Here is a 13,571-nt window from a genome sequence, read left to right as displayed (position 1 = left end):
AGTTCGCGGCGGGTACAGAAAACAAAACCCCCGGTCGGGGCCGGGGGTTTTGTATTTACTCGTCGAGGAACGACCGCAGGTGTTCGCTTCTCGTCGGGTGGCGCAGCTTGCGCAGCGCCTTGGCTTCGATCTGACGGATCCGCTCGCGGGTGACATCGAACTGCTTACCGACTTCCTCAAGGGTGTGGTCGGTATTCATGTCGATGCCGAAGCGCATGCGCAGGACCTTGGCTTCACGGGCAGTGAGGCCGGCCAGCACTTCGCGGGTGGCTTCCTTGAGGCTTTCCACAGTCGCCACGTCGATCGGCGATTGCATGCTGGAGTCCTCGATGAAGTCGCCCAGGTGCGAATCTTCGTCGTCGCCGATCGGGGTTTCCATGGAGATCGGCTCTTTGGCGATCTTCAATACCTTGCGGATCTTGTCCTCAGGCATCTCCATGCGCTCGCCCAGTTCTTCCGGAGTGGGCTCGCGGCCCATTTCCTGAAGCATCTGACGGGAGATGCGGTTGAGCTTGTTGATCGTCTCGATCATGTGCACCGGAATACGGATGGTGCGGGCCTGGTCGGCGATCGAGCGAGTGATCGCCTGACGGATCCACCAGGTGGCATAGGTCGAGAACTTGTAGCCGCGACGGTATTCGAACTTGTCCACCGCTTTCATCAGGCCGATGTTGCCTTCCTGAATCAGGTCGAGGAACTGCAGGCCGCGGTTGGTGTACTTCTTGGCGATGGAGATAACCAGGCGCAGGTTGGCCTCGACCATCTCTTTCTTCGCCCGGCGAGCTTTCGCTTCACCGATGGACATGCGGCGGTTGATGTCCTTGATTTCGGCGATGGCCAGGCTGGTGTCGGCTTCCAGTGCAATCAGCTTCTGCTGGCAGCGCTGGATGTCGGCCTGCAGGTTGCCGATGGCTTCGGCGTACTTGGCCTTGCCTTTGGCCAGCCCTACGGACCAGCTTTCGTCGATTTCGTTGCCGGGGAACAGCTTGAGGAAGTCGGCGCGCGGCATACGGGCATCACGCACGCAGAGCTGCATGATGGCGCGTTCCTGGGCACGAACCTGCTCCAGCGAACCACGTACACGCTCGACCAGCACTTCGAATTGCTTCGGAATCAGCTTGATCGGCATGAACAGCTCGGCGAGGGCGAGCAGCTCGTTGTTAGCCTGCTTGCTCTGACGACCGTGCTTCTTCAGCGCCTTGCGGGCTTTTTCCATCTGCTCGGAGACGGCGCCGAAACGGCGTGCGGCTTCTTCCGGATCCGGACCGCCGTCGCCTTCTTCTTCCTCGTCGTCGCCGTCGCTTTCTTCCTCGTCCTCGGTTGCCTCGGCAGCCGGGGTCGCGGTTTTCAGATCGACCGGTACTTCTTCAGCCGGCACGCTGCCGTCATCCGGGTCGATATAACCGCTGAGGATGTCGGACAGGCGGCCGCCTTCGCTGGTGATGCGCTGGTATTCGGCGAGGATGCCGTCAACGGTGCCCGGGAAGAAGGCGATGGCGCCCATGACTTCCCGGATGCCTTCCTCGATCCGCTTGGCGATTTCGATTTCGCCTTCGCGGGTCAGCAGCTCCACGGTGCCCATTTCACGCATATACATGCGCACGGGGTCGGTGGTGCGGCCGATATCGGTCTCTACTGCAGCCAGAGCGGCTGCCGCTTCCTCAGCGGCGGCTTCGTCGGTGTCGGCCTCGGCCAACAACAGGGCATCTGCATCCGGAGCGGTTTCGAATACGTTGATCCCCATGTCGTTGATCATGCGGATGATGTCTTCCACCTGTTCCGGGTCGGAAATCTCCTCCGGCAGGTGGTCGTTGACGTCCGCGTAAGTCAGGTAACCCTGCTCACGACCACGGGCGATCAATTCTTTCAAACGAGATTGCTGTTGCGCTTTTCCGGACATAACACCCTATCCATTGAAGGTCTTGGCGGGCTGAAAATAAGCCGAGGATTATACCCGATTAAGGGGCTCAGGCGCCAGTTTGGCTCTTGTCGCTGGAGGAAGAAGAGAGGCTGAAATGCTCTCTCAGTAGAGTTTTTTCTTCCGGAGTGAGTTCACTGGGGCTTTTTTGCATGACGCTGCGTAAGAGTTGCTCGCGTCGTTTCTGCAGTTGGCTGTGAGCAAGTGTAGTAATGGTGTCGAAGAACTGCTTTTCAAGATTGTCCTGATCAATCAGCCATTCCTTTTCCGCCAGCGCTTGCAGCAGGCGGCCTTGCGTGGTGCCGTGCCAGCGGGCGATCAGTTGCAGTGAGCGCAGCCTGGGGTTTTTCTGCAGGGCGCCGAGCAGGGCAACCAATAGTTGCGCGTAGGTGTCGTCTTCTGCGGCGAAATGGCTGACATCCTCGACCTTTTGCGCCAGTGTCGGGTGGTGCAGGAGGGTGCGCAAGGCGGTCAGGGTCGGCGATTCGACGCTGACGGCCTTGCGCGGCGTGCGTGGCTGATCGTCGCGGCCGCCTTTTTTCCAGTTGCCGTCCTTTTTCCACGGCTTGCCTTCGCCTTTCTTCCAGTTCTTCTTCGGCTCGAAGCCTTCGTCGGCGGGTGGCTCGATATGGTTGGCGTAGTCGGCAATGTCGCCGTAGTCCGGCTGGGCGTCGTAATAGCTGTCGCCGGAGTAGTCGTTGCTGGGGGCGGCCGTTACGGGGGCTGGGGCGCTGCGGGCGACCTGGTTGAGGGCTTCGCCATTGAGGCCGGTGATCTCACCGAGGCGCTGGCGCATCAGGGTGCGCAGGTTGTTGCCGGGAATCTTGTCGATCAGTGGTGCGGCCAGCGTGACCAGGTGTGCCTTGCCTTCCAGGGAGCGCGGGTCGGCTTCCTCGCTCAGTTGCTGGAAGAAATACTCGGCCAGTGGCTGGGCATGCTGGTTGATGCGGGCACGGAAGGCGTCGGTGCCTTCGGCGCGCACCAGGCTGTCCGGGTCTTCACCGTCTGGCAGGAACAGGAAGCGCGCGCGCCGGCCATCTTGCAGGCTCGGCAGGGTCGACTCGAGGGCGCGCCAGGCAGCTTTGCGCCCAGCGGCGTCGCCGTCGAAGCAGAACAGTACGCTGGGCACCAGGCGGAACAGGCGCTTGAGGTGCTCTTCGCTGGTGGCGGTACCGAGGGTGGCGACGGCGTTACGCAGGCCTTGCTGGGCCAGGGCGATGACGTCCATGTAGCCCTCGACCACCATGATCTCGTCGAGGTCGCGGTTGTTCTTGCGCGCCTCGTACAGGCCGTAGAGCTCCTGGCCCTTGTGGAAGACCGGGGTTTCCGGCGAGTTCAGGTACTTGGGCTTGTCGTCGCCCAGTACGCGGCCGCCGAAGGCGATGATGCGCCCGCGGCTGTCGCGGATCGGGAACATCACCCGGTCGCGGAAGCGGTCGTAGGTGCGCTTGGTGTCGGCGTTCTCGATCAGCAGGCCGGCGTCGATCATGGCTTTCTGCTGCAGGCTGTCGCCGCCCAGGTGCTTGAGCAGGTTGTCCCAGCCGGGCGGGGCGAAGCCGAGGCCGAAGTCGCGGGCGATCTCGCCAGACAGGCCGCGGCCTTTCAGGTAGGTCACCGCGGCCTTGCGCGTCGGATGGCTTTTCAGCGCCTGGCGGTAGTAGTCGGAGGCGGCGGTCAGTAACGGGTAGAGCGGTGAGTCGGTTGGCTGGCGCGGCTTGTGGTTGCGACCGCCTTCCTCGCGCGGGATTTCCATGCCGGCGCGCTTGGCCAGTTCTTCGATCGCCAGGGGGAAGTCCAGGCTGTCATGGTCCATGACGAAGCCGAGGGCGTTGCCGCCGGCGCCGCAGCCGAAGCAGTAGTAGAACTGCTTGTCCGGGCTGACGCTGAAGGAGGGGGTCTTCTCCTTGTGGAACGGGCAGCAGGCCGTGTAGTTCTTGCCGGCCTTCTTCAGCTGGATGCGCGAACTCACCACTTCGACTATGTCGGTGCGGTTGAGCAGGTCATCGATGAAGGATTGGGGGATCAGGCCGGCCATGAACTCGTCAGCGTGCGGGTGCCAGAAGGCGGGAGCATAAACGAAAAAACTCCGATCATTCGCCAGGTGGCAAAGCGGAGTTGATGACGCCTGAAATGCAAAGCCCGGCATAAGCCGGGCAGTGCGGAAACCTTTGTGGCGCTACTGATAACTCAGTACAGGCGCTCACGGCGGCGCTGTTCGCGCTGCACTTTCTTCGCGTGACGCTTAACAGCGGCTGCTGCTTTGCGCTTGCGCTCGGTGGTTGGCTTCTCGTAGAACTCGCGGCTGCGAACTTCGGCCAGAACACCGGCTTTTTCACAGGAGCGCTTGAAGCGACGCAGAGCTACGTCGAAGGGTTCGTTCTCTTTTACTTTGACGGCTGGCATCCAGGTCGTACCTTCACTGTTTTACCGAATGGACGACGCGATCCGGCTAGGGCACGGGAATACGTCGGTTTTCAAGGGCTGCGGATATTAACGCCAAGTGCCAGAGAATGCAAAGCCTCTGATCGAAAACCGCTGGCCGGGCCGTGGGACGACGATTATTATGCGCGCCTTCGAATTCCCCCTGTATTAAAGGCGCGAACCCATGCTGGTACTGGGCTTGGAAACCTCCTGCGATGAAACTGGCGTTGCGCTGTATGACAGCGAGCGCGGTCTGCTGGCCGATGCCCTGTTCAGCCAGATCGAGCAGCATCGTGTGTTCGGCGGCGTGGTGCCGGAGCTGGCTTCGCGTGATCACGTCAAGCGCATGCTGCCGTTGATTCGCGAGGTGCTGGCCGAGGCCGGTGCCGAGCGCACGCAGATCGGCGCCATCGCCTACACCGCGGGTCCTGGCCTGGTTGGCGCATTGCTGGTGGGGGCTTCCTGCGCCCAGGCGCTGGCGTTTGCCTGGGGCATTCCGGCCGTCGGCGTGCATCACATGGAAGGTCATTTGTTGGCGCCGATGCTGGAAGAACAGCCGCCGGCGTTCCCGTTCGTCGCTTTGTTGGTTTCCGGCGGCCATACCCAGCTGGTTCGGGTCGATGGCATTGGTCGTTATCAGCTGCTCGGTGAGTCGCTGGACGATGCGGCTGGCGAGGCTTTCGACAAGACCGCCAAGCTGATGGGCCTGCCGTATCCCGGTGGCCCGGAGATCGCTCGGCTGGCTGAAGTCGGCACGCCGGGGCGCTTCACCTTCCCGCGGCCGATGACCGATCGCCCGGGTCTGGATTTCAGCTTCAGCGGCCTGAAGACCTTCACCCTCAATACCTGGACGCAGTGCCGCGATGCCGGTGATGCCAGCGAGCAGACCCGTGCCGACGTCGCCCTGGCCTTCCAGCAGGCGGTGGTCGATACCCTGACCATCAAGTGCCGTCGCGCCTTGAAGCAGACCGGGCTGAATAGCCTGGTGATTGCCGGAGGGGTGAGTGCCAACCAGGCGCTGCGCCAGTCGCTGGAGAAGATGCTCGGTGAGTTCAAGGGCCAGGTGTTCTACGCCCGGCCGCGTTTCTGCACCGACAACGGCGCGATGATCGCCTACGCCGGCTGCCAGCGCCTGCTGGCGGGCCAGCAGGATGGTCCGGCGATTGGTGTGCAGGCACGCTGGCCGATGGAGCAACTGCCCGCGATATGAAGCGGGCTCAGCTTGGGCATTCAGAAGTGTCGTTCGCGTCCGGCGAACAGGTCGCGTAAATTGCCCCGGTGACGCCAGACGATCAACCCGGTCAGCACGCACATCGGCAGCAGCGCTGCCGGTTGTTGCCATGCCAGTAACGGCAGGGTCAGCGGCGTGGCGATCAGCGAGGCCAGCGAGCTGGTACGGGTGAGGATGAAGGTCAGCGCCCAGGCGGCGAGGGCCAGCAGGGCGGCCGGCGGATACAGGCCGAGCAGCATACCGGCGGCAGTGGCTACGCCCTTGCCGCCCTTGAAGCGAAAGTACAGCGGATACAGATGGCCGATCACGGCGGCGAGGCCGATCCAGGCCTGTTGCTGGATGCTCAGGCCGAGCAGGCTGGCGATTAGCACGGGCAGCAGGCCTTTGAGCAGGTCGCCGAGCAGGGTGAGGATGGCCAGTTTCTTGCCCGCCACCCTGAGCATGTTGGTGGCGCCGGGATTGCCTGAACCACTGGCGCGCGGGTCTGGCCCACCGCTCAGGCGACTGAGCAGGATGGCGAAGGACAGCGAGCCAAGCAGGTAGGCGAGCGGCACCAACAACCAGAACATGGTATCCATTCCGGGGCGAAGAGAGCCCCGATTCTAGCGGCGGGGCGGGGTCCTTGTCGTGCTGCGGAGAGAATGCTTGGACAAAGTCTTCATCGAAGGTCTGGAAGTCGACACCCTGATCGGTGCCTACGACTGGGAGCGCGGCATTCGCCAATGCCTGCGCCTGGACCTGACCTTTGCCTGGGATATCCGCCCGGCTGCGGCAGGCGATGACCTGAGCAAGGCCCTCGACTACGCGGCAGTGCATGCCCACGTACAGCAGTTTGCCGGCGCAGCACAGTTCGAACTGGTGGAAACCTTTGCCGAGCGCCTGGCCGAGAGCCTGCTGGCGCAGTTCGGCGCGCCCTGGCTGCACCTCAAGGTGACCAAGCCTGGCGCCAATCCTGCCGCGCGCGCAGTAGGCGTGGAAATCGAGCGTAGCCGGCCATGACCCAGGTCTTTCTCGGGCTGGGCAGCAATACCGAGCGTGAGGCGCATCTGTGTGCCGGCCTCGATGCGCTGGCTGGTTTTCTTCAGGATCTGCGCTGCTCGCCGGTGTTCGAGAGCGCGCCGGTGGGGATCAAGAGCGGGCCGTTCTTCAATCTGGTGGTCAGCGCGCGCACCGACCTGCCACTGCATGAGCTGGATCGACGGCTGAAGTGCATCGAGGCGGACAACGGTCGCTATGCGCCGGAGCGCCGTGGGTTGCCGCTGGACATCGATGTGCTGCTGTACGACGGCCTGGCGGGCAACTTCGATGGGCTGATCCTGCCGCGTGCGGAAATCCTCAAGAATGCCTTCGTGCTTTGGCCGCTGACGCTGTTGGCGCCGGAGGAGGTGCATCCGGTTGCGGGCAAACCGTTTGCCGAGTTGTGGGCGGCAGCGCAGATCGACCAGCAGCTGTGGCCGGTGGCATTCCAGTGGCGCTCGCTGGAACTGACCCCGACCAGATTGCTGCAGGCTTTTCCGGCCCCTATCTAGGGGCGATCCCCGATCGCGATGCTTTGGCGCTGGCGGGATCGCGAGCAAGCTCGCTCCTACAGCTGCTGGGTGCCTGCCTTGTAGGCCTTGAGGGCTTTCAGGCGCTCCTGCTTGAGGGCTTCGCCCAGTTCCGCGCCTTGTAGTCCTTTTTCCAGCAGCGGTTGCACCGTGACTGCCCGTGCGGCCTGCATGGCGCTGCGCAGGTAGGCGGCTTGCGGGTAGTCGCGGTCTTCGAAGCCCAGGCGGCCGCGGGCGTCCATCTCGCAGGCGGCGATGAACTCCTCGAAACGTTGCGGGCGGCGGTAGACGTCGAAGCTCTGTAGCAGCTCGAGTAGCGTCGAGGGTTTGAGTTCCAGGGCGCGGTGGCAGTGGGTGTGGTATGCGCCGACCAGCAGCGCCAGCTCGGCGCATTCCTTGGGTACCTTGCAGCGCGTATTGACCGCGCGGATCAACTTCAGCCCGCGCACCTCATGGGCGATATGCCGTGGCCACTCCGCTTGCGGCGTGGTGCCTTTGCCCAGGTCGTGCAGCAGGCAGGCCCAGCGCACGCTCAGCGGCTGTGTGTGCAGGGCGCATTGCTGCAACACCATCAGGTTGTGCACGCCGGTGTCGATTTCCGGGTGGTGCGCGGCCGTCTGCGGCACGCCGAACAGCGCGTCGACTTCCGGCAGCAGTTCGCGCAAGGCGCCACAGTCGCGCAATACCTGGATGAACACATCGGGGCGCGGCTCCAGCAGTGCGCGGGAGATTTCCTTCCAGCTGCGCTCCGCGGTCAGCGCCTTGAGCTCGCCGGATTCAGCCAGCTGGCGCATCAGTGCCAGGGTTTCGGGCGCGACAGTGAAGCCCAGTGGTGCATAGCGTGCGGCAAAGCGCGCCACCCGCAGCACGCGCAGCGGGTCTTCGGCGAACGCCGGGGAGACGTGGCGGAGCAGGCGGGCTTCGAGGTCCTGCTGCCCGCCGTAGGGGTCGATGACCTGGCCGTGGTCGTCCTCGGCCATGGCGTTGACGGTGAGGTCGCGGCGGATCAGGTCGTCTTCCAGGGGCACGTCGGGGCTGGCGTAGAAGGTGAAGCCGCCGTAGCCCTGGCCGGATTTGCGCTCGGTGCGGGCGAGGGCATATTCCTCGCCACTCTGCGGGTGCAGGAAGACCGGGAAGTCGTCGCCCACCGGCCGATAGCCCTGGTCGAGCATGCTCTGCGCATCGGCGCCGACCACCACCCAGTCGATATCGGTGATGGGGCGTCCGAGCAGGCGGTCGCGTACTGCGCCGCCGACCTTGTAGATCTGCATGGGTTGAGTCCTCCGTAGCGGCGGAGGATAAGCGAAAAAGCGCCTGTGCGTTGTCGTAGGAGCGAGCTCTGCTCGCGAAGCGCTTGCGTTGAATGCTTCGCGAGCAGAGCTCGCTCCTACGTGTGGCTCGCGCTTTCATTGAGCCCTCGAGTGGGGCTTGGTGGATGGGTAAAGCGACATCCACCCTACGGTTTGCTCAGATCGGCGGAATCACCAGATCCAGGCGCGGGTATTCGTTCTCGGCATCCTGCTCGTTACGCGGCGGTACGTGCTGGGTACTGATGATCTGCTCGCCCTGGCGCACTTCTAGGTGGATGTCGAAGCCCCACAGGCGGTGCAGGTGCTTGAGCACTTCGCCGGTGGAGTCGCCCAGTGGTTTTCGGTCATGTTGCTGGTGGCGCAAGGTCAGCGAACGGTCGCCGCGGCGGTCGACGCTCCAGATCTGCACGTTGGGCTCGCGATTGCCCAGGTTGTATTGCGCGGCCAGGGTCTCGCGGATGATCTGGTAGCCCGGTTCGTCGTGGATGGCCGGGACCAGCAGCTCGTCCTGTTGGTCGTCGTCCATCACGCTGAACAGCTTGAGGTCGCGGATCACCTTGGGGGAGAGGAATTGCAGGATGAAGCTCTCGTCCTTGAAGTTCTGCATGGCGAACTTGAGGGTCGACAGCCAGTCGCTGCCGGCGATGTCCGGGAACCAGCGGCGGTCTTCCTCGGTGGGTTTCTCGCAGATACGGCGGATGTCGCAGTAGATGGCGAAACCCAGGGTGTAGGGGTTGATGCCGCTGTAGTAGGGGCTGTCGAAGCCCGGCTGGTAGACCACGCTGGTGTGCGACTGGAGGAACTCCATCATGAAGCCCTCGGTGACCAGGCCTTCGTCGTACAGGTCGTTCATCAGGGTGTAGTGCCAGAAGGTGGCCCAGCCTTCGTTCATCACCTGGGTCTGGCGCTGTGGGTAGAAGTACTGGGCGATCTTGCGCACGATGCGGATGATCTCGCGCTGCCAGGGCTCCAGTAGCGGGGCGTGCTTCTCGAGGAAGTACAGGATGTTTTCCTGCGGCTCGGCCGGCCAGCGCTTGTTGTCCTGGTCGTGGCCCTTGCTGGCGTTTTTCGGGATGGTGCGCCAGAGGTCGTTGATCTGCTTCTGCAGGTGCTCTTCGCGGTCTTTCTGCCGGCGCCGTTCTTCCTCGGCGGAGATCGGATAGGGGCGTTTGTAGCGATCGACGCCGTAGTTCATCAGCGCATGGCAGGAGTCGAGCAGGTCTTCCACCGCGTCGATGCCGTGGCGCTCCTCGCACTGCATGATGTACTGCTTGGCGAACACCAGGTAGTCGATGATCGAGCTGGCATCGGTCCAGGTGCGGAACAGGTAATTGCCCTTGAAGAAGCTGTTGTGGCCATAGCAGGCATGGGCGATCACCAGCGCCTGCATGCACATGGTGTTCTCTTCCATCAGGTAGGCGATGCACGGGTCGGAATTGATCACGATCTCGTAGGCCAGGCCCATCTGCCCGCGGCTGTAGTTTTTCTCGGTGCTGAGGAAGTGCTTGCCGTAGGACCAGTGGTGGTAACCCAGCGGCATGCCGACGGAGGCATAGGCGTCCATCATCTGCTCGGCAGTGATCACTTCGATCTGGTTGGGGTAGGTGTCGAGCGCATAGCGTTCGGCGATGCGCGCGATCTCGCGGTCGTACTGGCGAACCAGTTCGAAGGTCCATTCCGAGCCGGTGGAAATCGGCTGGCGTTTTCTCTCGGTTGCGGTCATCGCGCTTCCCCTCAGCTCACCAGGCGGCGCTGGAACAGTTCACGGAACACCGGGTAGATATCGGCGGGCGACACCAGCTGTTGCTGGGCGAAGGTGTCGGCGTAGTTCTCGCCGACCTGCTCGTACTCGAACCACAGCGCCTGGTGCTCGCGCGGGGTGATCTCGACGTAGGTGAAGTACTGCACGAACGGCATGATCTGGTTGATCAGGATATCGCGGCAGATCGGCGAATCGTCGTTCCAGTTGTCGCCGTCCGAGGCCTGGGCTGCGTAGATGTTCCATTCGTTGATCGGGTAACGCTCGGCCATGATCTCCTGCATCATTTTCAGCGCGCTGGAGACGATGGTGCCGCCGGTTTCACGCGAGTAGAAGAACTCCTCCTCGTCGACTTCCTTGGCGCTGGTGTGGTGGCGGATGAACACCACTTCGATCTTGTCGTAGTTCCGCTTGAGGAACAGGTACAGGAGGATGAAGAAGCGCTTGGCGATGTCCTTGGTGGCCTGGGTCATCGAGCCGGATACGTCCATCAGGCAGAACATCACCGCCTTGGAGCTGGGGTTGGGCTGCTTGGTCAGCAGGTTGTACTTGAGGTCGAAGGTGTCGAGGAACGGCACCCGATTGATGCGCGCGCGCAGTTTGACGATTTCTGCTTCCAATTCCTGGATATCGCCGAAGTTGTCTGGCTCTTCGCGCCTCAATCGCTCCAGCTCAATCAGCGCTAGTTTGAGTTTGCCGCGGCTGCTGCCGGACAGTGCGATGCGCCGCGCATGGGCGGAGCGCAGGGTGCGGATGATGTTGATGCGTGACGGGTTGCCTTCGCTGCTGATGCCGGCGCGCACGGTCTTGAAGGTGTCGCTGCCGGTCAGGTGACGCTTCACCAGGTTGGGCAGTTCGAGGTCCTCGAACATGAAATCGAGGAATTCCTCCTGGGTGATCTGGAAGACGAACTCGTCCATGCCGTCGCCGGAATTGCTTGCCTTGCCGCTGCCCCGTCCGCCGCCGCCACCCTGCGGGCGGGCAATGCGCTCGCCGCTGGTGAACTCCTTGTTGCCGGGATGGACGATGGTCTGCTTGCCGCCACGGCCGTGGTGCAGCACCGGCTCGTCGATGTCGCGGCCGGGAATGCTGATCTGTTCGCCGTGTTCCATGTCGGTGATGGAGCGCCGGCTGACAGCCTCCTCCACGGCCTTCTTGATGTGGTCACGGTAACGCCGCAGGAAGCGCTGGCGGTTCACCGTGCTCTTGTTCTTGCCATTCAGGCGCCGGTCTATCACATAGCTCATGACGTCTCCTTAGAACCGGCACAGGGCTCGCGAGCCCCTGTGTCGGTTCGTGGCGCGCACGCCCATGCGGGCCTGCGGCGGCCGACGCGGCGGATGGCGCGCGCCGACGGCGGGTTACTGCGACTTGCGAACCCGCAGGTACCACTCGGACAGCAGGCGCACCTGTTTCTCGGTGTAGCCACGTTCGACCATGCGTGTGACAAAGTCGTTGTGCTTCTGTTGGTCCTCCTTGCTGGCCTTGGCGTTGAAGCTGATGACCGGCAGCAGGTCTTCGGTGTTGGAGAACATTTTCTTCTCGATCACCACGCGCAGCTTCTCGTAGCTGAGCCAGGTCGGGTTCTTGCCGTTGTTGTTGGCGCGCGCGCGCAGCACGAAGTTGACGATCTCGTTGCGGAAGTCCTTCGGGTTGCTGATGCCGGCCGGCTTCTCGATTTTCTCCAGCTCCTCGTTGAGGGCCACGCGGTTGAGGATTTCGCCGGTTTCCGGGTCGCGGTATTCCTGGTCCTGAATCCAGAAATCGGCGTACAGCACGTAGCGGTCGAAGATGTTTTGCCCGTACTCGCTGTAGGACTCCAGGTAGGCGGTCTGGATTTCCTTGCCGATGAACTCGATGTAGCGCGGCGCCAGGTACTCCTTGATGAAGCGCAGGTAGCGCTCGCGGACTTCGGCGGGGAACTGCTCCTGTTCGATCTGCTGTTCCAGCACGTACAGCAGGTGCACCGGGTTGGCGGCGATCTCGTGGGGGTCGAAGTTGAATACCTTGGACAGAATCTTGAAGGCGAAGCGGGTCGACAGGCCGTTCATGCCTTCGTCCACGCCAGCGGTGTCGCGGTATTCCTGGATCGACTTGGCCTTGGGGTCGGTGTCCTTGAGGTTCTCGCCGTCATAGACGCGCATTTTCGAGTAGATGTTGGAGTTCTCCGGCTCTTTCAGCCGGCTGAGCGTGGAGAACTGGGCAAGCATCTTCAGCGTGTCCGGCGCGCAGTGGGCGTTGGCCAGGGAGCTGTTGATCAGCAGCTTGTCGTAGATCTTGATCTCGTCGGTGACGCGCAGGCAGTACGGCACCTTGACGATGTAGATACGGTCGATGAAGGCCTCGTTGTTCTTGTTGTTGCGGAAGCTGTGCCACTCGGACTCGTTGGAGTGGGCCAGCAGGATGCCGCTGTAGGGGATCGCGCCGAGGCCTTCGGTGCTGTTGTAGTTGCCTTCCTGGGTGGCGGTGAGCAAGGGGTGCAAGACCTTGATCGGCGCCTTGAACATCTCGACGAACTCCATCAGCCCCTGGTTCGCCCGGCACAGGGCGCCCGAGTAGCTGTAGGCATCGGCATCGTTCTGCGGGAATTCTTCCAGCTTGCGGATATCCACCTTGCCGACCAGCGCGGAGATGTCCTGGTTGTTCTCGTCGCCCGGCTCGGTCTTGGCCACGGCGATCTGGTTGAGGATCGAGGGGTACAGCTTGACCACGCGGAACTGGCTGATATCGCCGCCGAACTCGGCCAGGCGCTTGCTGGCCCAAGGCGACATGATGCTGTTCAGGTAACGGCGATGGATGCCGTAGTCCTCTTCGAGGATGGCGCCATCTTCGGCGGCATTGAACAGGCCGAGCGGCGACTCGAACACCGGCGAGCCCTTGATGGCATAGAAGGGCACCTTCTCCATCAATTGCTTGAGTTTTTCCGCCAGCGAGGACTTGCCGCCGCCGACCGGGCCGAGCAGGTAGAGGATCTGCTTCTTCTCTTCCAGGCCCTGCGCCGCGTGGCGGAAGTAGGAGACGATCTGGTCGATGCACTCTTCCATGCCATGGAAGTCGGCAAAGGCCGGATAGCGGCGAATGACCTTGTTGGAGAAGATTCGCGACAGCCGCGAGTTGCTCGAGGTGTCGATCAGCTCCGGCTCGCCAATGGCCATCAGCAACCGCTCGGATGCCGAGGCATAGGCGCTGCGATCCGCCTTGCACAGGTCGAGATATTCCTGAAGGGAATACTCCTCCTGGCGGGTCGCCTCGAAGCGTTGCTGGAAGTGGCTGAAAATACTCATGACTGCACCTCGCTCGCTGCATAGGAGCCGGCACGGGTCATTCGGGCGGGTGCAGGGGAAGCCGACGCGTCGGCCGTCAGGAACCCCCAGAACACCATAAA

Annotated in this window: 11 protein-coding genes; 3 read left to right on the top strand and 8 right to left on the bottom strand. The window is 62.6% G+C overall.

What is annotated here, in order from left to right:
- Window positions 1–55: 55 nt before the first annotated feature.
- The 3 genes from rpoD to rpsU all read right to left on the bottom strand — a co-directional run bounded on the left by rpoD (window position 56) and on the right by rpsU (window position 4,321).
- Window positions 56–1,900: an RNA polymerase sigma factor RpoD gene (rpoD, locus tag H3H51_RS17110; protein ID WP_183090286.1), complete on the bottom strand. Its 1,845-nt coding sequence runs from the start codon at window positions 1,898–1,900 to the stop codon at window positions 56–58.
- Between the two features lie 67 nt (window positions 1,901–1,967).
- The gene (gene dnaG, locus H3H51_RS17105) at window positions 1,968–3,953 is read right to left on the bottom strand and encodes a DNA primase (RefSeq protein WP_183090285.1); all 1,986 of its coding nucleotides are present in this window, start codon (window positions 3,951–3,953) and stop codon (window positions 1,968–1,970) included.
- 152 nt (window positions 3,954–4,105) lie between these two features.
- Window positions 4,106–4,321: a 30S ribosomal protein S21 gene (gene rpsU / locus H3H51_RS17100; RefSeq protein WP_021702507.1), complete on the bottom strand. Its 216-nt coding sequence runs from the start codon at window positions 4,319–4,321 to the stop codon at window positions 4,106–4,108.
- A gap of 202 nt (window positions 4,322–4,523) precedes the next feature.
- Between rpsU and tsaD the strand changes: the two genes are divergently transcribed.
- On the top strand, window positions 4,524–5,549 hold the full coding sequence (gene tsaD / locus H3H51_RS17095; RefSeq protein ID WP_183090284.1) for a tRNA (adenosine(37)-N6)-threonylcarbamoyltransferase complex transferase subunit TsaD: 1,026 nt from the start codon (window positions 4,524–4,526) through the stop codon (window positions 5,547–5,549).
- A gap of 20 nt (window positions 5,550–5,569) precedes the next feature.
- On the opposite strand, the gene plsY is transcribed toward tsaD, so the two are convergent.
- Window positions 5,570–6,139 carry a glycerol-3-phosphate 1-O-acyltransferase PlsY gene (gene plsY / locus H3H51_RS17090; protein WP_183090283.1) on the bottom strand — a complete coding sequence of 190 codons (570 nt, stop codon included), beginning with the start codon at window positions 6,137–6,139 and terminating at the stop codon, window positions 5,570–5,572.
- A 76-nt stretch (window positions 6,140–6,215) separates the two neighbouring features.
- Between plsY and folB the strand changes: the two genes are divergently transcribed.
- Window positions 6,216–6,569: a dihydroneopterin aldolase gene (folB, locus tag H3H51_RS17085; protein ID WP_183090282.1), complete on the top strand. Its 354-nt coding sequence runs from the start codon at window positions 6,216–6,218 to the stop codon at window positions 6,567–6,569.
- Window positions 6,566–7,099, top strand: a complete 534-nt coding sequence (folK, locus tag H3H51_RS17080; protein WP_183090281.1) for a 2-amino-4-hydroxy-6-hydroxymethyldihydropteridine diphosphokinase — start codon at window positions 6,566–6,568, stop codon at window positions 7,097–7,099. Before folB ends, folK begins: the two co-directional genes overlap by 4 nt.
- Window positions 7,100–7,155: 56 nt before the next feature.
- On the opposite strand, the gene H3H51_RS17075 is transcribed toward folK, so the two are convergent.
- The 4 genes from H3H51_RS17075 to H3H51_RS17060 form a co-directional block, all read right to left on the bottom strand.
- Entirely contained in the window at window positions 7,156–8,388 is a 1,233-nt protein-coding gene (locus tag H3H51_RS17075) for a multifunctional CCA addition/repair protein (RefSeq protein ID WP_183090280.1), read from the bottom strand.
- A 196-nt stretch (window positions 8,389–8,584) separates the two neighbouring features.
- Entirely contained in the window at window positions 8,585–10,150 is a 1,566-nt protein-coding gene (locus H3H51_RS17070; protein WP_183090279.1) for a SpoVR family protein, read from the bottom strand.
- Window positions 10,151–10,161: 11 nt separating this feature from the next.
- Window positions 10,162–11,433, bottom strand: coding sequence for a YeaH/YhbH family protein (locus H3H51_RS17065; protein ID WP_183090278.1), 1,272 nt, complete (start codon window positions 11,431–11,433; stop codon window positions 10,162–10,164).
- 114 nt (window positions 11,434–11,547) lie between these two features.
- Window positions 11,548–13,470: a PrkA family serine protein kinase gene (locus tag H3H51_RS17060; protein ID WP_183090277.1), complete on the bottom strand. Its 1,923-nt coding sequence runs from the start codon at window positions 13,468–13,470 to the stop codon at window positions 11,548–11,550.
- Between the last annotated feature and the right edge of the window lie 101 nt (window positions 13,471–13,571).

It is taken from the genome of Aquipseudomonas ullengensis (genome assembly GCF_014174475.1).
Classification (GTDB): Bacteria; Pseudomonadota; Gammaproteobacteria; order Pseudomonadales; family Pseudomonadaceae; genus Aquipseudomonas; species Aquipseudomonas ullengensis.
This window is presented reverse-complemented; position numbering and strand designations above follow the sequence as displayed.